General features: G+C 68.0%; 23 protein-coding genes and 3 pseudogenes. 17 read left to right on the top strand and 9 right to left on the bottom strand.

Going from position 1 to position 26,412, the window contains the following annotated elements:
• Nucleotides 1-658: 658 nt before the first annotated feature.
• The 6 genes from AB0F18_RS28625 to AB0F18_RS28600 all read right to left on the bottom strand — a co-directional run bounded on the left by AB0F18_RS28625 (nt 659) and on the right by AB0F18_RS28600 (nt 6,331).
• Nucleotides 659-1,141 carry a hypothetical protein gene (locus tag AB0F18_RS28625; RefSeq protein WP_362065797.1) on the bottom strand — a complete coding sequence of 161 codons (483 nt, stop codon included), beginning with the start codon at nt 1,139-1,141 and terminating at the stop codon, nt 659-661.
• Between the two features lie 108 nt (nt 1,142-1,249).
• Nucleotides 1,250-1,789: a hypothetical protein gene (locus AB0F18_RS28620; RefSeq protein ID WP_362065795.1), complete on the bottom strand. Its 540-nt coding sequence runs from the start codon at nt 1,787-1,789 to the stop codon at nt 1,250-1,252.
• Nucleotides 1,790-2,085: 296 nt separating this feature from the next.
• Nucleotides 2,086-2,511, bottom strand: coding sequence for an NUDIX domain-containing protein (locus AB0F18_RS28615; RefSeq protein WP_362065793.1), 426 nt, complete (start codon nt 2,509-2,511; stop codon nt 2,086-2,088).
• 97 nt (nt 2,512-2,608) lie between these two features.
• Nucleotides 2,609-3,397: an SDR family oxidoreductase gene (locus AB0F18_RS28610; protein WP_362065791.1), complete on the bottom strand. Its 789-nt coding sequence runs from the start codon at nt 3,395-3,397 to the stop codon at nt 2,609-2,611.
• On the bottom strand, nt 3,372-4,442 hold the full coding sequence (locus AB0F18_RS28605) for a hypothetical protein (protein ID WP_362065789.1): 1,071 nt from the start codon (nt 4,440-4,442) through the stop codon (nt 3,372-3,374). Before AB0F18_RS28605 ends, AB0F18_RS28610 begins: the two co-directional genes overlap by 26 nt.
• Nucleotides 4,439-6,331: a nucleotidyltransferase domain-containing protein gene (locus AB0F18_RS28600; protein WP_362065787.1), complete on the bottom strand. Its 1,893-nt coding sequence runs from the start codon at nt 6,329-6,331 to the stop codon at nt 4,439-4,441. Before AB0F18_RS28600 ends, AB0F18_RS28605 begins: the two co-directional genes overlap by 4 nt.
• A 338-nt stretch (nt 6,332-6,669) precedes the next feature.
• Between AB0F18_RS28600 and AB0F18_RS28595 the strand changes: the two genes are divergently transcribed.
• The 3 genes and pseudogenes from AB0F18_RS28595 to AB0F18_RS28585 form a co-directional block, all read left to right on the top strand.
• On the top strand, nt 6,670-6,897 hold the full coding sequence (locus tag AB0F18_RS28595; RefSeq protein WP_362065785.1) for a hypothetical protein: 228 nt from the start codon (nt 6,670-6,672) through the stop codon (nt 6,895-6,897).
• A gap of 519 nt (nt 6,898-7,416) precedes the next feature.
• Nucleotides 7,417-8,262 (top strand): annotated as a pseudogene (locus AB0F18_RS28590) (IS5 family transposase); the annotation flags it as partial.
• A 66-nt stretch (nt 8,263-8,328) separates the two neighbouring features.
• Nucleotides 8,329-8,430: pseudogene (locus AB0F18_RS28585) on the top strand (IS5/IS1182 family transposase); the annotation flags it as partial.
• A 135-nt stretch (nt 8,431-8,565) separates the two neighbouring features.
• Here the strand turns inward: AB0F18_RS28585 and AB0F18_RS28580 are convergent.
• A complete protein-coding gene (locus tag AB0F18_RS28580) occupies nt 8,566-8,850 on the bottom strand; it encodes a hypothetical protein (protein WP_362065783.1) in 285 nt (94 codons plus the stop codon).
• Between the two features lie 905 nt (nt 8,851-9,755).
• On the opposite strand from AB0F18_RS28580, the gene AB0F18_RS28575 reads away from it, so the two are divergent.
• The 9 genes from AB0F18_RS28575 to AB0F18_RS28535 all read left to right on the top strand — a co-directional run bounded on the left by AB0F18_RS28575 (nt 9,756) and on the right by AB0F18_RS28535 (nt 21,118).
• Nucleotides 9,756-10,331 carry a hypothetical protein gene (locus AB0F18_RS28575; RefSeq protein ID WP_362065781.1) on the top strand — a complete coding sequence of 192 codons (576 nt, stop codon included), beginning with the start codon at nt 9,756-9,758 and terminating at the stop codon, nt 10,329-10,331.
• A 181-nt stretch (nt 10,332-10,512) separates the two neighbouring features.
• Complete coding sequence (locus AB0F18_RS28570) at nt 10,513-10,920, top strand: hypothetical protein (protein WP_362065779.1); 408 nt, start codon at nt 10,513-10,515, stop codon at nt 10,918-10,920.
• Entirely contained in the window at nt 10,917-12,011 is a 1,095-nt protein-coding gene (locus AB0F18_RS28565; RefSeq protein WP_362065777.1) for a hypothetical protein, read from the top strand. Before AB0F18_RS28570 ends, AB0F18_RS28565 begins: the two co-directional genes overlap by 4 nt.
• Before the next feature lie 158 nt (nt 12,012-12,169).
• Nucleotides 12,170-12,625 (top strand): hypothetical protein, encoded by a 456-nt coding sequence (locus AB0F18_RS28560; protein ID WP_362065775.1) that lies wholly within the window; start codon nt 12,170-12,172, stop codon nt 12,623-12,625.
• Nucleotides 12,622-13,272, top strand: coding sequence for a topoisomerase C-terminal repeat-containing protein (locus AB0F18_RS28555; protein ID WP_362065773.1), 651 nt, complete (start codon nt 12,622-12,624; stop codon nt 13,270-13,272). Before AB0F18_RS28560 ends, AB0F18_RS28555 begins: the two co-directional genes overlap by 4 nt.
• Nucleotides 13,273-13,815: 543 nt before the next feature.
• Complete coding sequence (locus AB0F18_RS28550; protein ID WP_362065771.1) at nt 13,816-14,694, top strand: hypothetical protein; 879 nt, start codon at nt 13,816-13,818, stop codon at nt 14,692-14,694.
• Between the two features lie 54 nt (nt 14,695-14,748).
• Nucleotides 14,749-17,040 carry a hypothetical protein gene (locus AB0F18_RS28545; protein ID WP_362065769.1) on the top strand — a complete coding sequence of 764 codons (2,292 nt, stop codon included), beginning with the start codon at nt 14,749-14,751 and terminating at the stop codon, nt 17,038-17,040.
• A gap of 44 nt (nt 17,041-17,084) precedes the next feature.
• Nucleotides 17,085-20,537 (top strand): hypothetical protein, encoded by a 3,453-nt coding sequence (locus AB0F18_RS28540; RefSeq protein ID WP_362065767.1) that lies wholly within the window; start codon nt 17,085-17,087, stop codon nt 20,535-20,537.
• Between the two features lie 209 nt (nt 20,538-20,746).
• Nucleotides 20,747-21,118: a hypothetical protein gene (locus AB0F18_RS28535; protein ID WP_362065765.1), complete on the top strand. Its 372-nt coding sequence runs from the start codon at nt 20,747-20,749 to the stop codon at nt 21,116-21,118.
• Between the two features lie 97 nt (nt 21,119-21,215).
• Here AB0F18_RS28535 and AB0F18_RS28530 read toward each other — a convergent pair whose 3' ends face one another.
• A complete protein-coding gene (locus tag AB0F18_RS28530) occupies nt 21,216-21,620 on the bottom strand; it encodes a hypothetical protein (RefSeq protein ID WP_362065763.1) in 405 nt (134 codons plus the stop codon).
• A 564-nt stretch (nt 21,621-22,184) separates the two neighbouring features.
• Between AB0F18_RS28530 and AB0F18_RS28525 the strand changes: the two genes are divergently transcribed.
• The 3 genes from AB0F18_RS28525 (at nt 22,185) to lnt (ending at nt 24,558) form a co-directional block, all read left to right on the top strand.
• Entirely contained in the window at nt 22,185-22,361 is a 177-nt protein-coding gene (locus AB0F18_RS28525) for a hypothetical protein (protein WP_362065761.1), read from the top strand.
• Nucleotides 22,362-22,430: 69 nt separating this feature from the next.
• A complete protein-coding gene (locus AB0F18_RS28520) occupies nt 22,431-22,892 on the top strand; it encodes a nuclear transport factor 2 family protein (RefSeq protein ID WP_362065759.1) in 462 nt (153 codons plus the stop codon).
• Between the two features lie 79 nt (nt 22,893-22,971).
• Nucleotides 22,972-24,558 carry an apolipoprotein N-acyltransferase gene (gene lnt / locus AB0F18_RS28515; RefSeq protein ID WP_362065757.1) on the top strand — a complete coding sequence of 529 codons (1,587 nt, stop codon included), beginning with the start codon at nt 22,972-22,974 and terminating at the stop codon, nt 24,556-24,558.
• Here lnt and AB0F18_RS28510 read toward each other — a convergent pair.
• Nucleotides 24,497-25,408 (bottom strand): Gfo/Idh/MocA family oxidoreductase, encoded by a 912-nt coding sequence (locus AB0F18_RS28510; RefSeq protein ID WP_362065755.1) that lies wholly within the window; start codon nt 25,406-25,408, stop codon nt 24,497-24,499. The two genes, lnt and AB0F18_RS28510, sit on opposite strands and share 62 nt — an antisense overlap.
• Before the next feature lie 83 nt (nt 25,409-25,491).
• On the opposite strand from AB0F18_RS28510, the gene AB0F18_RS28505 reads away from it, so the two are divergent.
• Complete coding sequence (locus AB0F18_RS28505) at nt 25,492-26,016, top strand: DinB family protein (protein WP_362065753.1); 525 nt, start codon at nt 25,492-25,494, stop codon at nt 26,014-26,016.
• Nucleotides 26,017-26,133: 117 nt separating this feature from the next.
• Nucleotides 26,134-26,412, top strand: a pseudogene (locus AB0F18_RS28500) (hypothetical protein); the annotation flags it as partial.

Genomic DNA, 26,412 nt, shown 5'->3' with positions numbered 1-26,412 from the left:
CTACGAACGCAAAGCCGACCACTTCCTCGCCTTCACCAGCATCGCCTGCACCCTCATCTGCTACCGAAGACTGGCCAAATGAGATGACGTCTAAGGAGGTGGCCTGATGTGTGAAGCATTGGACGCGACCTCGAAGGCCGAGGCCGAAGAGAGCAATGCGTGCCACGAAGAGAGCCGGCGGTCGCGACCTGATGCGCCGGCCGTCGCTCACATCTCCGCAGCAGCGAGGCGTTCGCTCGATGCTGCGCCGGACTCCGCAGCCGGTCGATGAGCCAGTCCACGGGCACCAGCCCGCGGAACACGGCGAACCAGCCCAGGGTGCTGGTGTCCAGACGCTCCACCTCGCGGGCCGGCGGCCGACGGTAGGCGCGCACGCCGAAGAGGTTCTTCGCGAACCGCGCCTGATCGTGGGCATCGAGACAGGGCAGGTAGGAGGAGGCCGGACGACCTTGCCGGTCGTCCTTGAGCAGCGGGAAGCGGTCGTTCCAGTCGGGCAGTTCGCCGAAGTGTTCGCGGATCGCGGCGATCTCCCCCGGACGATGTGATGGATTCGGCAGTGAGCCCCCCGGCGCTGCTCTGCAGCGGAGCGCCTGGCTCACGGCTGCACTCCTGGCGTGGACGTGATCTTCCGAAGGCCAAACCGGATCAGCTCCGCTGATCATGCAGAAAAGGCGAGCCGCCGGTCGGCTACGGCTGGATCCTGCCGTCCGGCGCGAGGAGCCAACCGGAGTGCGGTGGGTGCCCCCGGCCCGCTTCGAACCGGGAGGGACCGGCCGAAGGCCCCGGATCCGGAGGCGCCGTGGCGTTGGAACGGAGGGCAGTAGCGGCGACCGGCGCACACGTGCGCGGCAGTCTCGGCTCCCGCCTCACACGGCGCGTTGTCGCACCGGCTGTGACCGGTGATCCCGTCCGTGGACCGGTCAAAGCGGGTGATCAGGCCGTGGTCTTCGCACGAGCCGCACAGCGGTTCCGGGGCGTGCGGAGTCTCGCCGGACACGCGTGACGACGGGGCCAGGGCGGTGGCGAGGTCGACCTTCCGGAACTCGATCGGCACCACGACGACGCGGTAGGCCTGGTGAGTGCGCGGCTGCTGCCAGGGCAGTTCGACGAGCAGGTCCTCGGGCCACTCGTCGATGGTCACACGGGCAGAGTTGACAGGTAGGGGTTCAGCGAGCCTTCGGGGGCCTGGGCCAGCCGGGTCCTCTCCTGCTCTTCGGTCTCGATGAAGCCGTGCGGCTGAGGAAACTCATCATGGTCCGTGCTCCTTGGTCGGTGCTTGTGCTGGGGGTGGGCCGCCCGCATGGGTTCGAAGGAAGACGAGTTCGTCGAGTTCGCAGCGCCCGCCGTAGATGTGTGCGGCCTCCACGGCGGCGAGGTCCTGGTGAACGAGGCCGTCCGGCTTCGTCAGCCAGGAGACGGAACACCTCGGCGTCGTCAGTGCGTTCCCGGGTACGGATGCTGGAGTGCAAGGGCCGGCACAGGACAGCCCGAGCACTCCGGTACCGCAGATAACCCAAGTTGCGGTGACACCCCCTCCGTGGCTGAGCGACCACGCGGCGAGGAGAGGCGCGGTACCGACGGTCGGCGCCAGGTAGCTGCCCCACAGGCCGACGTACCGTCCATGTGCTCCCGGCGGGGCAAGACGGTTGACAAGATCTCCTGCCGCGATGAAGAGGATGATCTCGCCGGGTACGGCAGCGGCAGCGGCAGCGGCAGCGGCAGCGGCAAGGCGGTAGCCGCTCATGGAGTCGGCCAGGCCGACTCCTGGCGGAACAAGGATGTTCTTCAACGTCAGATCCGGATCAGCTCTGCTGATCCCTTGTGCTCACGGCCCTTCACGGGGCGAGTAAAGCGAGCCACGAAGAAGAAAAACAGCACCCCGGCGCCGCGGTTGCCCGAAGGCAGCGCGCGCACCGGGGTGCTGGGGTAGTTGGAGCTGCATAGATCTCCAGGGACACGCCTCAGGGATCATCTGCAGCGCTCAGGAGCCGAACCTGTTCCGTGGTCGGTCTGCACGGTGTTCCCACTGGCGTACGCCGAGGATCAGCCGGCGCACTGCGGATTCGAACCGCGCCGTGCAGAGCTTCACGCCCATTCGGACATGACCTTCTGGATCAACGGCAGCACCGTGGGAGGCTGGAGGTTGAGGGTGGCCAGGGCCTCGGGGGTGCTGAGGGGGGTCTCGACGAGTTCGTAGGTGCCGCGATCGGCACGCGTGAACTCGCTGCCGGTACGGTCGTCGAAGGCCCAGGTACGGACCTCGGCGAGATAGATGTGCTGGATCTCTTCGCGTTCGGTGTCGGCGAGAGTGCCCAGCAGCCGGACGATGTGAGCCTTCCCTGCGATCTCCTCGTGGATCTCACGGTGGAGAGCCGCTTCCGGTGTGGGGTCGCCGTCCTCGATGCCGCCGCCGACGAGGACGTGGTAGACGTCGCGGCCGGGGATGGTGCGGCGGATGATGAGCATGGTGCGGGCCGGGGTGATCAGGACGGCACGGACGCGTTCTTTCACTGTGTCTCCTCAGGCGTTGCTGTCGAGGAGATCAGTTCATCATCCAGCCGCCACCACCGTGGAGAATTCGACCGGTGATGAACCCGGCCGAAGGAGATCAGCTCATCACCCACCCGCCATCAACGTGGAGACTCTGACCGGTGATGAACCCGGCCGAAGGACTTGCCAGGAAGGCGACAGCGGCGGCCACGTCCTCCGGCCGCCCGCGGCGGGGAACGCACTGGCGGGCGATCTGGTGCTCGGGGGACACCCGGGCGGCGGGCGGGAGGGCATCTTCAGCAGGAACCTGGATCGCTCCGGGCAGGACCGAGTTGACGGTGATCCCGCCCGAGCCGACATCGCGGGCCAGGGACCGGGTCAGTCCGAGCATCGCGGCCTTGGCCGTGGCGTAAGGGGTGAGCTGGCGACGGCCCACGAGGGCATTGATCGAGCCGATGTTCACGATCCTGCCCCACTGGCGTGCCGTCATGCTCGCGGTGACAGCCTGGCACAGGCGGCGCGGAGCGTGGAGGTTGACGGCGAGGGACTGTTCCCAGTCGGCCTCGTTCAGGTCTTCCCAGGGGATACGGGGGTAGGCGCCGGCGTTGTTGATCAGGATGTCGACGGGTGCGAGGGCGTCGGTGACGGTGGTGATCACGGCGGCCGAGAACTTCGGATCGGTGAGATCACCGGAGACGGCGATGCCTCGGGTGGGCAGCTGGTCCAGGAGGTCGGCGGCGGCCGCGTCGTCGTCGTAATGGGCGATGGCGACGTGGGCGCCGGCGGCGGCGAGGGCACGGCAGATCGCGGTGCCGATGCCACCGGTGGCTCCGGTGACCAGAGCAGTGCGGCCGAGCAGGGGTCGGACGCTCAGCGACTGATCAGTGATGGGGAGGGCGTGGTTCACGGGAACTCCGTTCGAATGTGTGCTGAGTGAAGAACTCGGTGGCGTTGCTGCTCGTCTGATGGAGTTCGGCAGCTTTGATCAGCGTCAGGAGGGTGTCGGTCGTCGTGAAGGTCCAGGGACGGACGACTCCGAGGACGCGGAGGGTGAGGAAGGGGCGCAAGTCGTGCCAGGGAATGTCGGGCAGGGCTCGCAGGGCGGTGGTGAGGGCGGCTCGGCGGCCGGGGCCGGTGTTCCACTGGTAGTGGATGTCGAGGTGTCGGAGTCGGGGGTGGTGGTCCAGGTGGGTGATCCGGGGGGTCGTGAGGGGCGGGAGGGCGAGGCGCATGGTGCGGTGGTAGGTGTCGGGTTGATAGGTGGGGACGAGCCAGCCGCCCAGGCCCATCAGGTACCAGAGGAGGTTGGCGGCTTCGCCCGGAAGGGTGTTGAGGCCGGCGAGTGCGAAGTCGAGCCAGCACAGGGGGTCGGCGATGTTGGGCTCGGTGGGGTCTCCCTGAGTGTGTCCGCACACCCAGCTGCTGTCCGGTGTCAGGATCTGGCGGGTGGTACGGACGATGTCGGGGAGGTTGATGGTGAGCGGCCGGTCGTTGACGGTGATCGTGTGGTCGGCGAGGTCGGCCACAGTGAGAGCGGGAACGTTTCCTCCGGCCGGAACGACGGAGTGGCCGGGGTTCAGGTACCAGGTGTCCAGGCGTCCACCGGGTCGGATGCGGTCGGCGTAGAGGGTGGGAACGCAGCTACTCAGGGGGTATCGGCGTTCGTGCGTGAAGGCGGTGGTCAGGTCGTGACACACGGCTTCAACGAGCTTGACGAGACGGGGTATGTGGCTCGGGTCGCGGTCGGCGAGGGCGATGAGGTCGCCGAGGAGGAGTTCGCACCGTCCCTGAGCGAACACGTCGTCGAAGACCACCTGGCTGCCGTCCGGCCCGTCGTGAAGACCATGGAGCCGGGGAACGGAGAGACGGTGTTTGATCAGGCGGTGGCCACGAACCTCCCCCATCGCGGCCGTGCGATCGGGGAAGTCCTTCGCGAAGACTGCGTCGGTCACTGCTCAACTCCCTTCATGGTGTGGTCCCACAGGTCGAGGACGATCCGGGCGACCTCGAGGGCGGCGGCGCGGTCGGTACGGGCGGTGCGGGCCAGGGAGGTGTCGTGGCCGTGGGCGCCGAGGAGCGTGGTCAGGGCGTCCTCGTCGGCGGAGACCGGTACGCGGCGGAACTCCAACTGCACCTTCGCGGACAGTGCCGTCACCTTGTAGAGGGCGTGCAGATCGCCGGCGCCGGCGAGGATCTGGCGGCGGATGTCGAAGGTTGCCTGGACCCCGTTCATGACGGTGGCGGCCACGATGGCGGCCGGGTCCGGAGCGGGGAGCCGCAGGCCGTTTCGGACCCACAGCGGGGTGATGGCACCGGCACCGATCTGGGCCAGCACGTGCTGGAGCCGAACGGACAGGTTGCCGGTGCGACATTCGGCGAGCGTGACGACGCTGACGCCGAGCTTGACACCCTCCAGGTCGGGGCGGAGTTCGGCCAGCACGTCGGCGAGGGGACCCAAACGGGCGTTGTCGGCGACGACGAGCACATCGAGGTCGCTCCACCCGCTCCGGTACCTGCCCTTGGCAGCGGACCCCGTGACGGCCAGCAGGTCCACCACCGGGTCAGCGCCGCCGGTGGTGCGGTCCAGCAGCTTGTGCAGGTAGGACTCCAGGCTGATCGGGAGGCCCAGCATGTTCACGGGCTGCGTCTCCGGGTGCCGTGCGGGCCAGTGGCGATCGAGGAACAGCGCGTCCAAGCGGCGCTCCAGGCCGAGCCGTGTACCGGAGTTGTCGATCACCTCGTCCGCGATGCCCGCGATCCTGTCCGCGCCTCGACTCTCCTTGACGAGGTCGCGCACGACCACGTCGTCGGCTCCGGTTTCGCTGCGTGCGCGGCGGGCCGCCATAGGCGTGTCGAGGTATGTGACGGTGACCTGCCGTCCGAGCAGTCGTCGCAGTTCGGCGGTGGACTCCAAGGAGTGCAGCGACTCGATCGTCACGTCGGTCAGGTAGTGGTGGGCCGTCAGATAGCGATCCAGGGCGTCGACGATCAACTCGGCCTGGACGACCTCTGTGACCGCGTACGGGTCGGCTAGGCCGGCGTGCGCGGCGGCGGTGTCGAGCAGCCACCCGATCTTGAGGCGGGCGTGGCCGTGTCGCATGCGCAGATACTCGCCGGCGCTGCTCTTGCCGCTCTCGGACAGCCCGGCGAGCGCGATGATCTGCACCCCGTCCAGGGCACGGGCAGGGACGGCCGGGTGCCGCGGGTGCAGCAGACGCCGGATTTCCCGCTGCACCTCGACGATGGAGCGGCCACCGATCAGCACCGTGTGCGAGAAGCGGCCCTCTTCGGTGGCCATGACGTGGAGTCGTTCGTGCAGGGCCTGCTGGTAGCGGTCGTAGGGCGGGGTGACGCTCGCTTGGTGGGCGAGGCTGTGGGCCACGTTCTTGTCGATCTCATTGGAGAACGCCAGGTAGAGGGAAAGCTCAGCGTTCTCGGCGACGCGAAGGTCCGTGGCCCACGGTTCGAGCAGGGCCCGTGCCCGGTCGGCCGCCGCCGGGGCGGCCAGGTTCTCGCGGACGGCAACGGTGGCGGCGACCGACGCCTCCAGCATGGGGATGCCCCGGTCGAACAGTCGCAGGCTCCCGACGCCGGGGGCGGCGGATCGCGCGAGGTAAGAAGACGCGAGGACGTCCACGAACTCCTCGATGCGGCTCGTCTCGAACCACCATCCGGCCATGTCGCCCTGGATATCGGTCCATCGAGAGTCGTGGTCGTGCAGGGCGCCGGCGAGCGCCGCAGCCGGACCGATCCGGCGGGCCAGCAGGCCGATCTGCGTGGTCTTACCCGTGTTATCGGCCCCGTTGAACGCGACCGACAACGTCGTGGACTCGTGATTCATCAGGTTTCTCCTCCTACTGCGCGGGCAGCACAAAGCGATGCCCATACATGGGTGTTCAGGGAAAGGGGGGCAAGTGCGGGATCCGGCCTGATCGCGGCCAACCCCGATGGGTGCAACACAAAGCTGAACGAGCCGTTTTGCTACACGCTCGCTGCCGAATCCGACGGCCTCAAGATGCGCACCATGGCCGTACAGAGCCTCAAACTTCACCGAACCCGACTACTGCCAGGTTCTGGCCGAGACCTGTCTGGGCCGCGCCACCGATCGGCCCCGCTGCCCGTTGTTCCGAGCGTTCGGCATGAGTTCTTCTCCTCGAATACAGCAAAGCGCCCGGATCGATGACGTCGTCCGCGCGCAGTTGGCTGATTGGGCTGAGATATTCAGTTGTCCGTCATGCCACCATCCGGATCGGCTTCGCCGATCAGATGATTTTCTCTTTCAACGCTTCACCCGAATCAGCTGCGCTGATCGAATGCTTCGTCATTCCGAGCCCCGGATCGGCTTCGCCGATCAAACTCGCGTTCTTCGCCGAGCAACCGGCCACTCCCGACCAGACCACAGCGTGATGTCCCCTAGCTCGGCATCCACCGCGCCTGCCTTAGGCGTTTCTTCAAAGCATTCTGATGAGGCATCAAGTCGGATCGGCGCGTCGTCACGAGCTGACGAATTCCGAGACAGCTTGCGTTGATCGAATACCTCGTCACTCCGAGCCCCGGATCGGCTTCGCCGATCAAACTCACGCTCCTCGCCGAGCAACCGACCACTCCCGACCAGACCACCGCAGCGCGACGCCTCCCAGGCCGGCCTTCACCTGACCTGCGTCAAGGCGTGCCACCAGCGGGTTCTGATGCGGGATCATGTCGGCATGGCACGTCGTCATGAGCTGACGAATTCCGAGACAGCTACGCTGATCGAATACCTCGCCATTCCGAGCCCCGGATCGGCTTCGCCGATCAAACTCGCGTTCTTCGCCGAGTAACCGGCCACTCCCGACCAGACCACGGCGCGGCGCCCCCCAGCCCGGCATTCACCTGACCTGCATCAGGGCGTGCCTTCAAAGGGTTCTGATGCACCATCAGGTCGGCATGGCGCGTCATCATGAGCTGACGGATGTGGAGTGGGAAGCGCTGTCCGGGCTGTTGCCGTGGTCGTCCTCGGGACGGCCGAGGTTGGACGACCGGCGGGTACTGAACGGAATCGTGTGGATGCCGCGGACGGGGTCGGCGTGACGTGACGTGCCGGCACGGTACGGGCCCTGGAGGACCCTGTACACGCGTTTCCGCAGGTGGGTGCTGGACGGGACGTTCACGCGAATGCCGGCCGCCCGCCCAGGCCAAGAAGGACGCGACCGGTGACATCGGCTGGCTGGTGTCGGTCGACTCCACGGTCAAGCGGGCCCGTCAGCATGCCGTGGGCGCCCGTAAAAAGGGGCAGGGCAGCGGGACGAAATATGTGATCACGCCCGCGGACGATCCCCAGGCGGACTGACCACGAAAATCCACCTGGCCTGCGACGGCCGCGGCCGGCCTCTCGGCTTCGTCCTCACCGGCGGCAACGCCGCCGACTGCACCCTCTTCGAGGAGGTCATGGACACCGTCAAGGTCCGCCGGGCCGAGCCCGGGCGGCCCCGACCCGCCCGGACCACGTCTTGGGCGACAAGAGCTACGGCTCCCGCAAGATACGTGCCCAACTGCGTAAACGCGGGATCGGCCGCACCATCCCCGAACGCCGTGACCAGCGGGCCAACCGATCCCGCCGCGGCCGCAACGGAGACGGGACCGTGCGCCTTCGGCAGACACCTCTACAGGAAACGCAACGTCGTCGAACGCTGCTTCAACCGACTCAAGCAGTACCGCGTGATCGCCACTCGATACGACAAAACCCGCGAGTCCTATCAGGCAGCCGTCACCATCGCGCCCCTGTTCCTATGGCCTCAGACCACTTTGAAGACACTGCCTAAAGGTTGCCGAAGGCTCGGTCCGTGGCATTTTGCCTGTATGGGGGTGTTGCGGGCTGAGTCGTTGTGGGTGGAGACGTTCACGGGCTTGCGGATGGATCGGTTAGTGAAGGTGGTGCGGGAGCGGGGCGGGAACGGGACCGGTACTGCTCGCCTGTCGCCGGGTCGGTGACTTCGGCGATCACGGGCGCTGTGCCCTCCGGGTCGGTCGGGTATCCGTCGGCCGGCCCGGCGAGCGCCTGGGCGAAGCCGGCGGCGGCCGTGGTGGTCGCGGTGCTCATGCGTCGGCTTTCGTTCGCTGGGCGATCTCTTCGTCGAGTAGGTACGCCTCGCCCCACTGGTTCGGCTCCTCGACGGGGCGGCCGCGCCTGATGTCGCGCAGCCGTTCGCGGCGGCGGTCCTGGACGTAGCCGCGGCAGAGCAGGGCGTCGTGCTGGGAGGTGGGCCAGTTCGAGGCGGTCGCGCACCACCCGCAGTGCGGCGTGCGGGTCAGGCTGCGCCGGATGGCGAGGGCGAGCAGAGTGGCGGCGCAGCCGAGCAGCGCGCCGATCGCGAGCACCATGCCGTGTCTCCGTCCGTCGTGGTGGTGTTGGCGGCGCGGAAGACGCCGGCGGCGGCATCTACGCTCGTGTCGTATGTGAGGTCCTCGGGTGCCTCCTGGACCTTGCGGTTCGCGGTGGCGGGAATTCACCACCGGGATGGGCTCACAGCCTCGGTGCTGACCGGTTGGGGCCAGCGCTTGCTGCGCCCTGGCGGGTCGTACCCCAGGCAACGCCAAGGTCTGGGTGGTTCGCGCCGTGCATTGTCCGGCGCTCTCCTTCCGAAAGTGGACGCGCGTCAGAGCGTGGCCCCTGCATGAACTCCCGGTCGCAGGCGATGGACGCGATCACTGCGCCGAAGGTCCGAGGGAGCCGACCGCAGCAGGTCGAGTCCATCTCGACTGCGAGGCAAGGCGGTTCCTTGCACCAGGCTGCGCCCTGCTTTCGCAGAGCCCTCCGGATCAACTCTGTTGATCCCCAAGCGCCAGACGGGCCCGCAGGCACTCTGCCCAACCGAGTCCCGCTCTTTGCAGCCTCTACATCCTCTATCTCGCGACATTCCGACTCATCGCAGGCCATCATTCAATGGCCACTCGAATGAGATACCCTCAGAGACCAGTGGATCCAATCAGACTGGTCGGCAACAGGGGATGTGAGGCGAGAAGAGATGAGGACCTGGAGGACGAGGAAGGTTGGACTCTCCACTGCGGCGCTGACTGCGGGCGTCGTGCTCGTTGGGTGCTCCAGCGGCAACGGCGGAACGGCCAAGGAGACACAGCCGTCGCCTACATCAAGCCCGGCGGCGAGCACAGCCAAGGTCGCCGACACGGCTCTCGGCAAGGCGCTGGACAAGCTCGCCTTCCAAGGCGCCGGAAGCTCCGGAGAGGACAGCGGAGCTTGCCTGGGTAGCGCAGTGCGGAAGGCGGGAATGTCGGAGAAGGCACTGGCCTACATCGTCAAGGCCGACAGCGACGACATAGGCACAGTCATCGGCGGACTGAACAAGGTGAGCGAGGACGACGCCGCGCTCCTGGCCTCGCGGTCACTGCGCAAGGACTTCGACGGATGCGTCATCGAGGCCGCACTTCCGGACAGCGGTAGCCCCAAGGCCCAGAGCTACACGCCGCCGGAGGCAGCCGCGAAGCCAGTGGTGGGCAAGCCGAACCTGAAGCCTGCTTACCCAGTCCGCGCGGATCAGCCAGTCAGCTCGTCCATCGAGCTCACCAAGGGCCTGGTCTCGATGTTCTCCTCCTACGCCCGTGACGAGAGCCAGAAGAAGACCTACGCGGCGGCCGGCCAGTGCCTGGCGACCTCGGTGTACAAGGCAGGCTTCAGCCAGGAGACGCTGCACTTCCTCGCCGGCGGTGCGCCGCTCGGCACCGGGTCGATCGTCGAACACCTGCCGAACGACAAGGACAAGGCGATCTGGCAGTCCCCGAGGTTCACCCAGGAACTTGTCGACTGCACGACGAACGCGACGTCAACTCCCCTGCCCGCCTCCTGAGCGGGCGCCCATCAGACAGAGGACCACCGGCTGCGGCAATGCGTGGCGAGGGGGCCGACTGGGCGCGTCTTCGACTCTGCCGATGCTCGACAGGAAACACAAAGAGTGGCAGATGTCTTATCCACCAGCGCCGATAAGGCGACTTAACGGATTGGCGAGGCAAGGCATGGAGAAGCCGCAGATGACTGCTGCACACGAGTTGGACAAGACGACGCAACCTGTGCGCGGCGCGAAGAAGAAGCTGCCGGGCAGGACACAGAGCAGCAGCGGTGGCCGCCAGGGCATGTTCGTCCGGCTGAGCTCGGACGACAAGCAGCGCGCGGAGTACTGGGCCGACAAGCGCGGGTTCTCCTCGGTGAGCGAGTACGTGGCCGAGGCGGTGGTCGAGAAGATCCGGCGCGAGAACCTCGACTATGACCTGCCGACCCTGGAGATCGCGCGGCTCAATGAGCTCGTCGATCAGGTCGCGGCGCTGGCGAAGAACTCGGCGAACCTCGAACGCGTCGTCACCACGGGCTTCGACTCGCTGATCGGGCTCACCCGCGGCGACAACTACCTGCTCGACGACGAGGACGGTGAGCTCGTATGAGCCGGGACTTCGCAGAGATGCTGGAGGCGGCCACGCCCACCGACGAGGTGATGGATGTGGACACGTCCTTCCTCGACGCCTACCGGCGTGGTGCGAGCGAGGAGTTGAAGCGCGTCCAGGCTCATCAACTCGAGGGTGAAGGCCCGCGGGCTGATCTCGATGGGGAAGCCGAAACGGATCGCCCGAACCTGGAGCAGGACCACGAGCCCGACGTTGGCAACTCCGAACGCGCCGGCAGATCCAATCAGCGCGGTGGCGCCGGCGGCGGGCAGAACACCGCTGACGGGGTGCTCCCGGGCGGTGTGCCGACGGGCCCTGCGGCCGATGCCGTTTCCGCTCCCGGGGCACAGCCGGACGTGGAGGGCGCTGCTACAGCCGAAATCGCTGCTCATGACGACGGCGCCGCACCGGACGAACCCGAGCAGGTGGGGCCCGGATCGCTGCAGTTCACCGGTGATCGGCGCGCGGTGCAGAGCGCGCCCTCGAAAAGGGGCTCGGGCAGTACAGCCGAGACCGCCACGCTCCCCCAGTCGGGCTTCCGTCTCGTCGGCGTGCAGAGCCAGCCGCACATCAAGGCGCTGCCCGAGAGCGTCATGAACGCGCTGCGGGAACAGCTGCGAGCAGCCGCAGTCCGTGAGCTGGGCGTGAGCGACAGCGCCGCTCGGGAGTTCAGCCGGCGGCTGAGCCAGGGCACGCTGGTGATGGCGTTCCTGTTGGCACAGCTCGACATGCACCTTGATGCCGATCCTGCCACCGAGCGCGCCGTGGAGCTGTTCCGCTCCCGCGACCCGCTGCTGGGCAGCGTGTTGACACGGTTGATGAGCATCGAGGCTGCCGAACGCGAGCGGGACGGGTTGTTGCGCAAGCTGCGCGACGAGCTGGGCGAGGTGCGCCAGACCAGCGCGGTGATCGAGCAGGCGCTCGCATACTCCATCGCCGACCGCACGGAGAACTTCCTGCGGGGCTCGCACAACCTTCATGACGCGCCGATCACGCACAAGGAAGCGATCCATCTCCGGGACATGGCCCGGGAGGCGACCAGGAAGCAGTCGAGGCTCGAACGCGAGCGGGAAGGGCGGCCGATCCGATGACCGCGAGGAGCAAGGAGAAGCTCTTTTCCGTCCGTCAGCGATGCAGGGCGTGGGGTTGTCGGGTCTCTGTGTCCAGGACCCGGGTGTGCGGGTATGGCCGCGCCGGCCTCGCGCCCCGAGGACGCGCCGCGCCTCACCGGCAGCCTCGTTCCACGCACGTGAAGCCCCAGGGCGCGCACGGCGCGAACCGTCCGGGTCCGAAGAACTACCCGGCCGTGCTCGCCGAGGACTACCTCTATGAGCAGCGGAAGGGCCGGCTGGAGAAGTACCCGGACTTGGTCGGCATCGCCAACGTGCCCGAGAGCCCCGGCGGGAAGACCGTGTTCGATCCGGATACAGGCGACGACGCGGACGAGGGCGACGGCAACGAGTCCGGCAAGGGCCTGGGCCGGAACGCTGAGCCCTTCATCTTCGGGGACGCGAACAAGCGCCCCGAGCACCCGACGCTGAAGTGGCTCGTGAAGCAGCTGGAGAAGTGCGACGTGGGTACAGGTGCGACCCGCGCCTCGACGTACTCGGAGGTCACCAGCGACAAGGCGAAGTACCCGCTGCCGACCGAGAAGGGCCAGAAGCTCAGGCCGGCGCAAGCCGGCGAAATGAGCTCGCCACGATGACGAAGAACGCCTCGCCCATGCGCGCCGAACCCGGCCTGAAAGAGCAGGTCGGCGCCACCTGCGCCGAGGGCGTGTGGCAGGCCGCTCCAGGTGGCCCGAAGAGGGTCGCCTTCAAGAAGGTCTGGTCGGGCCACGAGTTCAGCGATGACGAGGTGGCAAAGCTGCTCGCGGGCGAAACGATCTCGTTCGAGGCGAGGCCGAAGGAGAACAAGCCCTTCCCGGCCACCGGTGCGCTCGGCGTCGGCAACTTCAGGGGTCGCAAGTTCGTCGGGTTCCAGCTGGAGGTGCCGGACAAGCCGACGAAGTGGTCTGGCCGGACGTTCACGTCGGCGGAGGTCGCGGCGCTCCTGGCGGGCCAGGCGCTGGAGATCGACGACTTCGTCAGCGCGCGGACTCGCAAGACCTTCGGTTGCAAGGTCACCTGGGACGCGAAGGCCAGGAAGATCATCCCTGATTTCGGCTCCGACGACGACCCACCTCGGTCCTGGTGCCAGGTGACCTTCACCGATGCGCAGCGCAAGGACCTGGCGGCCGGTAAGACCATCCAGGTCACGGGTTTCGTCTCGGCCAAGGGCAAGACCTTCGACGCCCGCATCTCCTGGAAGAAGGAGGGCGGCAAGAAGAAGATCGTCCCGTCGTTCGGTTGATGGCGGCCGGGTAGTGACGAGTGGGAGCGGGTCCCGGACCTCGGGGCCCGCTGCTGCCATTTCAGGACAGGGAACGAGGCGGCACCCGCAGCGGGATCCGTCCGGGCCCTGGAGGGTTTGAACGAGCAGCTCGCCCTGCCGAGCGAGCACCTGCACCACAAGGCGCCGGCGGTCCCGGGGTTGGTCCAGCGGCTCGTCACGGCCACGGCCGGCGCCCCGACGCTCTGGTGTATGCGCGCGTGGTGCATCAAATGCACCACGCGCGAGTGCTCTCGGTGCCTGATCCGGTCAAGGAGACACTGCGCGGCGCCGGGCACGCCCTCCCCTCGGCACTCGGAGCAGGCAGTGCTCGGATGACTCGGATCCGCCAGTCAGACTCGCCCCACGCCGCCATCCGAGTCCCTTTCACTCTCGTTTCGAATGACTTATCTAAGATAGGATGCCATTCGCGCGCCTCGTATATGAAGGCTTCTCGACAGGTCGAGCAATGGCCATTGCGGTGGCAGGGGGGATGGGAGATTCATGGCGAAACTGTCCTATAAGGTGCCAAGTTCGCTGAACAGGAGCTTTCTAGATCACGAGATCACGCTCAGCAAGGGCGGCTGGGCGGCGAAGCCCTCCCCGATCAAGCAACTGCTCTTCTTCGGTGGCGGCATCCTCGCCCTGCTGTGGTTCAGCACGGCGACGTTCGTCGCGAGCTCGGGCCCAGTCGCCATCACGTTCTTCGTTCTCTGGGGACTGGCGGCGATCGCCTACTTCGGCGGGCTGATGAAGACGAAGGAACTTCGCATCATGCGGGTGCCGGCCCTCCTTGCCTATGTGCCCCGCAAGGCCCGCCACGTCTTCACCCGTCGGAGCTCGAACCCCACGGACTTCTACTCGATCGTCGGCATCGACGGGATCGACGAGGACGGGCTGATCCGTTTCTCCGACGGCGGCGAAGGCCGGGTCTACCTGGTCGTCGGCTCAGCGAGCTATCTGCTCTTCGACGAGGACCGGATCGGGATCCTCGACCGGGTCGACTCCTTCTGGCGCAAGGTCGAGACGACCTGCGAGCACAGCTTCATCACAACGAAGGAGCCGCAGCGGATCTACCACCAGGTGGCGAACCTGGAGCAGCGCAACCAGGCCCTTCAGCTCCGTGACCCCGATCTGATCGAGCTGCAGAACGAGCAGTACGACATCCTCACGCAGCACGTGGGCGGGAAGTTCCCCTCGATCCACCAGTACCTGCTGCTCAAGGGTAAGAACACCGACGCACTGCGCAAGGGACACCAAGTCCTCCAGGCCGAGGTCGGCGGCTCCACCCTCATGATCAAGGAAGCCACGATCCTCGACCGCGAGGAGGTCGAGCCGATGCTGCGGGTCTTCTACCAGGGCATCGACGACGAACTGCTCGATCTCAAGACGTCGCTGAACTGACAGCGCCAGGCCGACCCACACGACGAGGAACGAACGAAGGACACCATGGCGCTGATGACGAAAGTCCGGGCACAGCTCGGCGTCCCGGGAAAGAAGCCTGACGAGACGAATGAGAGCGGGGAGCTTCTGGTCGGTGATCTGCCCGCGGACGACGCCGCTGAGGCTGAGGGCGCGCAGAACACCGCGGCAGCTCACGGCGTGGCCGACGAAGCCGCCGAGCCGAAGAAGAACTGGTGGCAGCGCCGCCGGGAGGTGAAGCACCTCCAGGGCGCATTCGACGCCTATCCGCATCTGCTCGCACTGAAGCCGAAGGAGAAGTACGTCTTCCGCTCCGACTACTTCGAGGTCGACGGCTCGGTCGCCTGCATCCTGGCGTACTTCCACGACGACGCCGCGCACGACAACTTCGCCGCCTTCTGGGGCATCGATCGGATCCCGGACGGCCTTGACGAGCGGGTCACCGCGGTCGTGCTCGAGCAGGTCAAGCGGATGGACGACAAGTGGATCGACTCATATACGAAACAGTCCGAGAAGCTGGAACGGCTCGATGCCAACGAGCAGGAGGAGACGGGCACAACCTCCTCCAAGCGCAAGGCCGCGAAGATCTCCGGTGACCTCGGGGTCACGATCGGAGAGCTCCAAGACGGCGCGAGCTACCTCTCGGTGCACAACCGGCTCTTTCTCAAGGCCCCGGATCTGGCGACCCTGGACGACACGATCGACCGGGTCACGCGCCTGTACATCGACCGCTTCGGCACGCTGAAGGCTGCGCCCTACGCCGGCGAGCAGCGCCAGGAGCTCTCGGGCCTGTGGAAGAACAACGAGAAGAAGAAGGGCAAGGGCTTCCACTTCACGTCGACCGAGCTGGCCGGCTCGTACTCGCTGGTGACCAACGGCCTCAACGACAAGGGCGGCGAGTACGTCGGCTACATGGTCGGCGACGTCAACAACAGCGCCGTGCTCATGGACGTGAACGCCTACGACCACCACGTGATCGTCGCCGACGCCACCCTCAGCGAGTACCTCGACCGCCAGCGGGTGGCCAACATGTGGTGCTCGAAGATCTCGCAAGCGACGCTGCTGAACAACGGCCAGGTCGTCCACCTCGTCCTTGACGGGGCGAACCTCGACAAGCTCGGCCCGAGGTTCGAGCGGCTCACCTCGCGCGTGGACCTGAACCAGGGCGACGTGAACATGTTCGAAATGTTCGGCGAGGAGGAGGACGAGCTGACGGTCTTCTCCGCTCAGATGGAGAAGCTCAAGCTGATGTTCGAGCAGCTCTACGAGACCACCGATGGTGCCGTCGGCTCGATCATCCGCAGTGCCCTCGAAGACACCGCCACGGACTTCTACGTCGAGCAGGGCATGTGGCGGCACAACGCCAAGGAGCAGCGCAACCGCCTGCGCGTGGTGAACATCCCGCACACCCAGGTGCCGCGTCTTCAGATGTTCGTCTCCTACCTGGCGACCGCGCACAAGGCGCTGTTGAACTCCAGCAAGACCGACCCGGACCAGCTGCGCGCCTACAACGTGCTCAGAGGCATCGCCAACGCGATGCTGAGCACCAACGGCGACCTGTTCAACAACCACACGGCCTCGGCCGTGGACGGGGTCCGGGATTCACGGCGCGTGGTCTACGACTTCTCGCGGCTCATGCGCCGCGGCAAGGGCGTGGCGATGGCGCAGCTGGTGAACATCGTCGGCTTCGCCGTCGGCAAGCTGGGAATCGGCGACACAGTGATCATCCACGGCACCGAGCACATCGACGACCGGGTGAAGAAGTACCTCAAGGACCAGTTCGACCATATGCACGAGCGCGGCGGCCGGGTGGTCTACAGCTACAACGACGTCGACAAGATGCTGGCCGACAGCGACTTCAACAAGTTCGACGCTGCGGACTACACGCTCTTCGGCCCGATGCGCGACAAAACAGTGGCGGAGTACCAGAAGCAGTTGCACCAGCGGATCCCGCCGGATCTCGCCCGACTCATCACGACCAAGGACGAGAACCTCACGTACCTGCGCCGGGGCGTCTCCAACGTGGTCTTTCACCTGGATTTGGCACTGGGGATCAACCCCTACCGCGAGGCCCAACGCAGGCAGGTCCGACTGGAGGCGGCCAAGGCCGAAGAGACGGCGCGGATGGACTCGATCATGCACGACAAGCCGACGCCGGGCGCGAACCTCACCAGCATCCGGAAGCACAGCGAGGGCGACGGCGGTGAGGCCGACGCGGGCCAGGCTGACGCGATCAAGCGCAACGACGGCAAGAGGCTGCAGCGGCCCGAGGACAACGTAAAGCGACCAGCAACAAGGCCCAGGCCCAAGAAGCTGGAAAAGACATGAGCGAGGTCAGCGCTGATACGAGGACGAGGAGCAGAGGAGAGACCATGAACCGGACGATCACGGCGGTGGCGAGGCTGCGTGCCCGGGCCGGCCACAGCGTGGGTGCAGTCCGCCCTGGCAGGCCCGCGCGCGGGCTCGCCCTCATGCTCCTGGCGGCGCTGCTCGTGCCGGTCTTCATGATGGCGACGTCTTCGCCGGCGTCTGCGGACGACAAGAAGGAGCGCGACAACTACAGCCTCTACCAGCTGGCCTCGAACGCGAGCTCGTACTTCAGCGAGAAGAACTCGCCGCAGAACGACAAGGGCATGCACGCGAACTGGAAGCCGGTCACGTCCAGCCCGGCCTCGGGCGGTTCCATTCTCGGCTACGCCGACCCGGAGTTCAGCCTGGGCAACATCGTGGGCTGGTTCTTCGCCGAGGTGTCGGGGTCCTCGCAGACCGTCACCTACGAGACCCTGGCCGCGAAAGATGACAAGGGCAACGCCAAGTACTCGGGCATGCTCGACTACGCGCACTTCGGGGCGGCCAACAACGACCTTGGCCTGGACACGATGTCTTCGGGCATCGGCGGCCAGATCGTGAGCGTGATCGGGGGGTCGATCATCTGGGTCCTCTACGCCCTGGCGCTCGCGGTCGGCACGCTGTTCTACGTCATCATCCAGTTCCTGAAGCTCATCAACCCCTTCCTGTGGTTCTACAACGCGGTCGCGGCGGTGAATCCGACTTTTGCCGAGGGTATGACCGGAGGCGATACCGGAGGCGGCGCGCTCTCGGGTCTGCAGCACTGGATCAGCGGCTGGTACGGCTTGCTCGTCGACATCTCCTGGCAGGCGCTCGTGCCGATCTTCATCGGCTTCCTGCTCATCGGCCTGGTCCTGTTCAAGAAGATGGACCGAGGCTCGGCGATCAAGAAGCTCATCGTGCGCGTCGTCTTCATCGGCGTCGGCCTGCCGCTCGTCGGGTCGATGTACTCCAGCGTGCTCGGAAAGTTCGACGACTCCGTTCTCGGTCAACACGCCGGCCCGACGCGCGTCGTGCTGAGCACTTACGTCGACTTCGAGGCGTGGATGATGAACGACCGCCTGGGGATTCCGGACCAGGCCACTGTTTCCTGGGACGATGACCAGGCCAGCCCGGACGCGATGATGTCTGTGCGCACGAGTGCGCTGGCGATCAACAAGCAGTCCCACGGGGCGACGTTCAACGGCATCAACATCGGGACGAAGGCCAAAGACGCCGAGTCGGCTTGGAAGGACGGCACCGTCTCCGTCAACGGAGGCCGTGCCTCGGACGACTTCAAAGCGGTGTTCTCGACCTTCGGGATCATCGCCAAGTACATCGCGAGCAACGAGATCGCAGCCTCCGACTTCGAGTCGGGGATCAAGAGCTCGATCACGCAGCTGGACGAGAGCTCGGATACCAAGAAGCGCTGGTTCGTCGACAAGAAAAGCTACGGCGACGTGAAGGAGTTCGGTGAGGAAAACGGGCCGAAGCCGGTCGATCACCCGGTGATCTCGACCGACGGCACGGGCTTGACCTCCTCTCGTCCCGGTAAGGATTCGACGGTCTTCACCACGACGGGGACGAAGGGTGGCTGTGGCTTCACGGTGGGCAAGACACCCTCCTCATGCAACCTGTCTCCCCTGGCGGCGTACAACTACCTCAACACCGGGTTCAACCCCAGCTCACTGGCCATGTACTCGTCGAACAACGCCACCAGCGGGTTCACCCGCGAGAACCACATGGCCGTCAGCCAGGTGGGCACGGGGCCGGCGAAGTTCATGTACTGGAGCAACTCGGCCACGGTCCTGGGCTCCATCGTCCTGCTCGGCTTCTGGTACGCCATCGGCATGCTGGCCGGGGCGATCAAGCGGACCTTCGGCCTGGTGGCCGCCGTACCGTTCGCGACGCTGGGCGCCATGCAGGCGATCGCCAAAGTGATCGTCTACTCCACGGCGATGATCCTGGAAGTCCTCGTCACGCTATTCGTCTACCAGTTCGTCTCGGAGTTCCTGATCTCGGTCCCGGACATCATGGCCGGCCCCGTGTCGAGCTTCATGAGCCCGGGTGGCTTGTGGGGCAGCGCTGCGCTCGGCGGGATCATCGTGGTGGTCCTGACCCTGATCTCCTCGCTGGTGATCATGGGCATCACCTTCGCCCTGCTACGGGTGCGCAAGACTGTGCTGCAGGCGATGGACGAGGTGGTCACCAAGCTCGTGGACAAGTTCCTCGAGACGAACAACACGCCGAAGCCGGACAAGGGTGGGCTGATGCCCGCTCTGGCCTCGGGTGCGGGGGCTGGCGCGGGTATGGCCATGGGCAACAAGCTCGCCAACGGGTTCAACAGCAAGACCAGCGGTCCGGCGTCCCCGAGCACGGGCAAGCCCAAGGGCAAGACGGCGTCGACGAACGCCGGCGGCACGAACGGTGACGCCAAGGAGTTGACGTCAGGTAAGCAGCAGCTGACCCTCGAGGGTGGCGGGCAGGACGGACCGGATGGCCCGGACAGCCCGGCGCTGGATGGTGGTCCTGGTAATGGTGGCTCCGGCGGCGGCAGCGACGGCGTCAAGGCTCTGCCGGGCGGCATCGGTCCCGCCGGCGTTCTGGGCGCGCCCGGTCGCGACGGACACGCCGACAAGGGTGGTCCGCTGCAGCTGACGAGTGGCGGAGCGGGCAGCTCGCGCTCGGACAAGCAGACGGCGCAGGGTCTGAGCAACCAGGGTGGCCTGTCGAACCTCGGGTACACCGCGGACGGCCACAAGGTCATCCGCGGCGAGGTACTTTCCTCGTCGACGGAGCCGTCGAGTTCTCGTGGTGGTACTCAGGGCCAGAACGGCGCCAACGGCGCTGGTTCTGCCCCGACCGGCGGAGACCGTAAGGCTGTCGCCGGTCAGACGGAACCGACGCAGTTCGGCGCGGGTTCCCAGGGTGCGCAGAGCCAACAGGGCAGCGACCAGCAGGCTGCACCGCAGCGCTTCAGCGGCGACGCTGTGCCTGCCCCGGCTCCTGCTCCGACACAGTCGGGTGCGCCGAGCACGCGTCCGACGCGCTCCGCTCAGGGCACCCCTGCCCCGGCTCGGGCCCAGACCACCATCCGGCCGCCCGCACGGCAGGAGCAGGCCGAGGCGCAGGCGAACAGTGACCGGCTGCTGCCCGTGAACAACGCGCGCCGCGACGGCTCCTCGGCTCCGAGGCAGCCAGGGGCCGGTGCTCCGGCTGTGGGTCAGACTCCGGCTGCGCCTGGTGCGCGGACTCCGGCTCGGACGCAGGCAGCGCGTCAGCCGGGTTCGATCCAGGCGTCGACGTCGACGTCGACGCCGCGCCAGACGCCTGCCCCGCGGGCTCATGCTCCGCGGCCGCCGGCTCCTTCGCCGCGGCAGGCTCCGGTTCCGCGTCCGCCCCGGATTGCCGATCCGACCCCTCAGAGCGTGGAGACCCCGGAGCCGCAGCAGCGGCCGGCCGTTGGCCCCCGCCGAGGCCGGCGCGAGGAGGACTGATCGTCCGATCGAGGGCGAGCGTGGAGGCCTGACGCACCCGGTGAGAACGATCAACCTCACCGGGTGCGTTGTCCATTGAGGCGCGTGAGAAGGAGAGGAGCATGAGGCTCGGACCAAGGCTTCGCGGCGAGTTCCCTCGTGGCTGGTGGAGCTCGGCGCGATGGTGGGTCACCGGGATCCGTGAGCTGGCACTGAGTACTGCGGCGGCTGTGGCTACCGTAGTGTTCGTCGGCGAGATGGTGCGCGCCGTGCGGCATCGTGACGAGCCGAGGATCCTGGCGCGTCTGGTCGGCTCGTTCGAGGGGTACGTGTCGGGCCTTCTGGTCAACGGCGCAGGCTTGGGCGTTTTGGGCACCATGGAGATCGAGAATGATCTGCCTGTGGTGCTGATGGTGCTGCTGACGGGGTGGTGTCTGTCCAACATCGGGGTCAGCGCCGTGGTGTTCGTCGTGGTGGCCCAGTCGAGGATTCGGAGGCCAGAGGCATGGGCCGAACTCGATTTCGTCGAGCGGCATGCCCCGAAGTACGGCCGGCCGCCGGAGACGATCGAGGAATACCGGGCGCTGCAGCTTCAGGAGTAGACGTCAGAGGCTTGACCAGCCGAGGAAGGACAGAACCCCGTGGACGCGATGTCCACGGGGTTCTGCGCTGCTTGGCCGGCCGAGCGGGACGTCGACGCTACTTCCCGCACTTGGCCTTGAAGCCGTCCAGCAGAGCCTTGCCGGCATCGGAGTTGTCACGCACGTACGCGCTACCGCTGATGCTGATCGAGGTGTTGCTGGTTGAGATCGACTCGCTGCCGGTCCGCTTGTTGCGGCTGTCGTCTCCGGCGACCGTCCAGATGATCTGGGACTGATCCTTGTTGAACTCGCCGGTGCTGGTCACGCCCGGCTTCTCGTAGACACCATCGCAGCTGTACTCATGATGCGAGACGGTGTTGCCCTTGACGACCAGCTGGCCGAGGTCGGACGTGCCGTTGACGTCCTTGACGTAGTAGGTACCGTCGAGCTTGCTGGCGCCCTCGCTGCTTCCGCTGCAGGCCGTGAGTATGAGTGAGCCCGCGGCCAGGGCCGCGATGGACACGGCAATCCTGGCCCGCGTCCTACGTGCAGTCCTGGTGATCCTCATGGCGTGCTCCCTTCGTTCGTTATGGAAGTCGGTTTGAGACAGATAGGCCAGTCAAAATAGCCTATGGATAGGTGACTTTGGCGGACCGGGACCGTTTGTCAGGTGCCTTCTCGGAGGTTGTCGAGACGATGCCCAGTCAGCGCCAGTGCGACCTCGGCCTGATTGAGCGCGTATTCGCCGTCCTGGATGCGCCGTGGCGGCCGGTCTCGGGCGGGCGACCAGCCTCCGAGGAGTTCGCGAGGATTCGCCTGGGCCAGCCCCTGCTGGCCATCTCCCGCCGCCCCCTTCCAGAGGGAGACCCACATGGGCCACGAGGTCGCCGGCGTGGAAGGTCTCGGCATCGTGCTGTTCGTGTTCATCGGCATGGGCGTGCTCAGCGCGGAGGCGGGCGCGTCCGGCTCGTAGTCCGGCTTGCGGGGCCCACCCTTCCGCGCCGAAGGCCGCCCGGGAACGTTCCCGGGCGGCCTTCGCGTCGTTGTGCCCGGAGAGACCTGAACGGAGAGCAGCAGGGGGTGTCCCATGCATCGGGTGGTACTGGAGCGGTTTCCGGCCGGGAGTCCGCGGGGCAGCTGGCCCGCGGAGGAGTACGCGGCCCAGCGGATGCGCGAGGGCGTGCCGGTGGAGGTGGTGATGGACCTGGCCAGTGACGCGTTCCTGGTCGTGATCCGGCAGCGGGAGGCGCATTCCGGCCACTGACCGGCGCCGGGAAGATCCGGGGGCCGCACGCCCCTTGGCCTCGTGGGTCCCCGGCCGCACACTGACCCGATGACGCAGCGTGTGGACCTGGCGACGGTGATGGACCGGCTGGCCGTCGACGAGGTGGTCTCGGGGTACGCGGCGGCCGTCGACGACGGTGACTGGGCGGCCTACCGCGCCCTGTTCACCCCCGCCGGGCGGGCCGACTACAGCTCGGCGGGCGGGGTCGCGGGGCCGGCCGGGGAGGTGGCCGACTGGCTCGCGGAGACCATGCGGCTGTTCCCGGTGCGCCAGCACCTCATCGTCAACCGGCGGATCCTGCTGGAGGACCGGGACGGCTCCCCCGGGGACACGGCGCGGGTCCTGGCCGACTTCCTGAACCCGATGCGGCTGGCGGGCGACGGCGACCGGGGCACCGCCCCCCACTTCGTCGCCGCCGGGCGCTACACCTTCACGCTCGCCCGCACCCCGGAGGGCTGGCGGCTCACCGGGGTGACCGTGCACGAGAAGTGGCGCCACCTGCAGGCCTGAACACCGGCAGCGAGCGCGCGGGCCCGGGCCGGGGCGCGGCCCGCCGGGCACGGTCCGACACTGGAGGCGGAGGCACGTCATGGTCGCGAGGCGCAGCGGGCTGATCGGGGGCAGCGGGGGCACCGGGCGGAGCGGGCGGGCCCGGTGGTGGCGGGCGGCCGGCGCGGTGGGCGCCGGGGCGCTCCCCTGCCTGGCCTTCCCCGCCCCGGCGCTGTGGTGGCTGGCGTACGTCGCCCTCGTGCCCTGGCTGCTGCTGCTGCGCTCCGCCCCCACCGCGCGCCGGGCGGCGCTGGAGGGCTGGCTCGGCGGGGCGGGGTTCATCGTGGCGGTGCACCACTGGCTGCTGCCGAGCCTGCACGTGTTCCTGGTGCCCCTCGCCGCGCTGCTGGGGCTGCTCTGGATCCCGTGGGCCCTGCTGGTACGGGAACTGCTCGGCGGGGCGCCGGCTCCGGGCCGGGCCGCGGCGGCGCTGCTGCTCGTACCGGCGGGGTGGCTGCTGTCGGAGCTGGCCCGGTCCTGGCAGGGGCTGGGCGGGCCGTGGGGGCTGCTCGGGGCCAGTCAGTGGCAGGTGGCCCCGGCGCTCCGGCTGGCCTCGGTGGGCGGGGTGTGGCTGGTGAGCCTGCTGGTGGTGGCGGTGAACTGTGCGGTGGTGCTGCTGGTCGCCGCCCCGGGCGCGCGGGTGGCGGCGGTGGCCTCGGTGGCGGGGTGCGCGGTGCTGACGGGGGTGGTGTGGCTGTGGCTGCCGCGCCCCGAGGTGTCGGGCGTGCTGCGGGTGGCCGTCGTACAGCCCGGCCTCGTCGACGGGGCCGACAGCGGGGAGCAGCGCTTCGCCGTCGAGGAGCGCCTCACCGCGGACCTGCCGGGGACGCGGCCCGACCTGGTGGTGTGGGGCGAGAGCAGCGTGGGCGCGGACCTGGCGGCGCGGCCCGACCTGGCGCGCCGGCTGGCGGAGCTGTCCGCGCGGACCGGGGCCCCGCTGCTGGTCAACGTGGACGCGCGGCGCTCGGACCGGCCGGGGATCTACAAGAGCTCGGTGCTGGTCGGGCCCCAGGGCCCCACCGGGGACCGGTACGACAAGATGCGGCTGGTGCCCTTCGGCGAGTACATACCGGCCCGCGCGGTACTGGGCTGGGCCACCTCCGTGGGCAAGGCGGCGGGCGAGGACCGGATGCGGGGCGCCGCCCCGGTGGTCATGGACCTGCCCGGCGGCGTCCGCATCGGCCCGCTGGTGTGCTTCGAGTCGGCCTTCCCCGACATGAGCCGGCACCTGGTCGACGAGGGGGCCGGGGTGCTGGTCGCCCAGTCGTCTACCTCCACCTTCCAGCACAGCTGGGCGCCGGCCCAGCACGCCTCCCTCTCCGCCCTGCGCGCCGCCGAGACCGGCCGTCCGATGGTGCACGCCACGCTGACCGGGGTCAGCGCGGTCTTCGGGCCCTCGGGAGAGCGGATCGGCGCGGCCCTGCCCGCCTCGGCGAGCACGGCGGCCGTGTACGAGGTGCCACGCGCCCGGGGCACGACCCTCTTCGTCCGCTTCGGGAACTGGCCCGGCGCGGCGTCCCTGGCCGCGCTCGCCCTGTACTGCGCGGCGCGGGGTGCGCGGGCGGTCAGGGTCGCGAGGCCTGCTCCAGAGCCGTCAGCACCACCCGCTCGCACAGCTCGTGGGTGAGCAGGGCGTCCCGGGCGCCGAGGACCTTGCCGGTCTCCACGGCCTCCAGGAAGGTGTCGACGGCCTGTTCGATCCCGCGCTGGCGGGCCACGGGGACCCAGTCCCCGCGCCGGCGCACGGTCGGCTGGCCCTTGTGGTCGATGACCTCGGCGAGGTTGACGACCTGGCGCTTGGAGTCCTGGCCGGACACCTCCAGGACCTCCTCGGTGGACCCGGACAGCCGGTTCATGATCCCCAGGGCGGTGAAACCGTCACCGGACATCTGGAGCACCACCTGTGACATAAGCCCCTCGCGCACCACGGCGCGGACGTCGATGTGGTCGGCCTCGCCGGGCAGCAGGAAGCGCAGGGTGTCGACGACGTGGATGAAGTCGTCCAGGACCAGGGTGCGCGGGTCCTCGGGGAGCCCGACCCGGTTCTTCTGCATGACGATCAGATCGCGCGGGAGGTCGGCGCACTGCGCGTACCCGGGCGCGTGGCGGCGGTTGAAGCCGACGAAGAGGGAGGTGCCGCGCTCCTCGGCCAGCTCGACCAGGCGCCGCGAGTCCGCGAGCTCGTAGGCGAGCGGCTTGTCCACGTACGTCGGTACGCGCGCCTCCAGCAGCCGCTCCACGATCTCGGGGTGGGCGGAGGTCGCCGCGTGCACGAAGGCCGCGTCGAGGCCCTGGGCGAGGAGCGCGTCGAGCGAGGCGTGGCGGCGGCCCTCGGGGACGTGGTGGACCGCGCCGAGCCGCTCCAGCGTGGCGGGGGTGCGGGTCTGCAGGTGCAGCTCGACCCCGGGACGGGTGGTGAGGACGGGCAGGTACGCCTTCTGCGCGATGTCGCCCAGTCCGATGACGCCGACCTTCACCGGAAGCCTCCTGGTATGTGCCGTATGGGACTCCGCAGCTTAATCCCTGGTCGGCGACGGCGCGTTCGACCAGGATGGCGTCCATGACGATCTCACAGGCCGACCACCGTTCCGAACCCTCCACCACCGCCGGCGAGCGGGAGATGCTCGACGGCTGGCTCGACTACCACCGCGCCACCCTCGCCTGGAAGTGCGAGGGCCTGACCGAGGAGCAGCTGCGCAGGACCCCGCTGCGGCCCTCCGCGCTGAGCCTGCTGGGCCTCGTCCGGCATATGGCGGAGGTGGAGCGGTACTGGTACCGGGAGATCTTCCTGGGCGAGGAGCTGCCCGACCTGTACAGCACCGAGGAGAACCGGGACGGGGACTTCGAGTTCACCGACGCCGACACCTGGGCCGACGCTCAGAAGGTCTGGCGCGAGGAGGTCGAGCTGGCCCGGCGGGCGGCGGCGGGCCGCTCCCTGGACGCGGCCTCGGACCCCGCCAGCCACCACCGGGGCGAGGCGTTCAGCCTGCGCTGGATCCACACGCACATGATCGAGGAGTACGCCCGCCACAACGGGCACGCCGACCTGCTGCGCGAGCACATCGACGGGGTCACGGGCGACTGACCGGGGACCGGTCGGGGCGGGCGGTGTCCGCCGGACATCCCCTCCGCGTCACCCGTGCGGGGTGAATATCGGCTCAGGGTTTTCGCAACGGGGCCCTCGCACAGCAGAGTTGCGCGGGTGCATCCAACCCGAACCACGACGAAACTGCTCCTCGGAGCCGCCTGCGCCGTCTCGGCGGTCTCCGGCTGCGTGAACGTGAGCCCCGCGCCGATGCTGCCGGCGGGAGCCCCCTCCGACGGGATGCCGCCCCGGCACGAGCCGCGCGGGGGGCCGGGGGCGCTGCCGGTGGTGGTCCAGGCGCCCGCCCTGGAGGCGCTGAAGGCGGTGCCCCGGGACGGCGCCGTACGGCCGTCGGCCCCCACGGCCGCCGGCCGGGGCGGTGCGCGCCGTGCCCCG

This window comes from Streptomyces sp. NPDC029216 (assembly GCF_040648015.1).
GTDB lineage: Bacteria > Actinomycetota > Actinomycetes > Streptomycetales > Streptomycetaceae > Streptomyces.
This window is presented reverse-complemented; position numbering and strand designations above follow the sequence as displayed.

Excerpts from the sequence above, each read along its gene's own strand:
- AB0F18_RS28600 (WP_362065787.1), bottom strand. The coding sequence starts at position 6,331 with ATGAATCACGAGTCCACGACGTTGTCGGTCGCGTTCAACGGGGCCGAT.
- AB0F18_RS28595 (WP_362065785.1), top strand. The coding sequence starts at position 6,670 with ATGACGTCGTCCGCGCGCAGTTGGCTGATTGGGCTGAGATATTCAGTT.
- AB0F18_RS28580 (WP_362065783.1), bottom strand. The coding sequence starts at position 8,850 with ATGGTGCTCGCGATCGGCGCGCTGCTCGGCTGCGCCGCCACTCTGCTC.
- AB0F18_RS28575 (WP_362065781.1), top strand. The coding sequence starts at position 9,756 with ATGTCGGAGAAGGCACTGGCCTACATCGTCAAGGCCGACAGCGACGAC.
- AB0F18_RS28570 (WP_362065779.1), top strand. The coding sequence starts at position 10,513 with ATGACTGCTGCACACGAGTTGGACAAGACGACGCAACCTGTGCGCGGC.
- AB0F18_RS28565 (WP_362065777.1), top strand. The coding sequence starts at position 10,917 with ATGAGCCGGGACTTCGCAGAGATGCTGGAGGCGGCCACGCCCACCGAC.
- AB0F18_RS28555 (WP_362065773.1), top strand. The coding sequence starts at position 12,622 with ATGACGAAGAACGCCTCGCCCATGCGCGCCGAACCCGGCCTGAAAGAG.
- AB0F18_RS28545 (WP_362065769.1), top strand. The coding sequence starts at position 14,749 with ATGACGAAAGTCCGGGCACAGCTCGGCGTCCCGGGAAAGAAGCCTGAC.
- AB0F18_RS28540 (WP_362065767.1), top strand. The coding sequence starts at position 17,085 with ATGAACCGGACGATCACGGCGGTGGCGAGGCTGCGTGCCCGGGCCGGC.
- AB0F18_RS28525 (WP_362065761.1), top strand. The coding sequence starts at position 22,185 with ATGCATCGGGTGGTACTGGAGCGGTTTCCGGCCGGGAGTCCGCGGGGC.
- AB0F18_RS28520 (WP_362065759.1), top strand. The coding sequence starts at position 22,431 with ATGACGCAGCGTGTGGACCTGGCGACGGTGATGGACCGGCTGGCCGTC.
- lnt (WP_362065757.1), top strand. The coding sequence starts at position 22,972 with ATGGTCGCGAGGCGCAGCGGGCTGATCGGGGGCAGCGGGGGCACCGGG.
- AB0F18_RS28505 (WP_362065753.1), top strand. The coding sequence starts at position 25,492 with ATGACGATCTCACAGGCCGACCACCGTTCCGAACCCTCCACCACCGCC.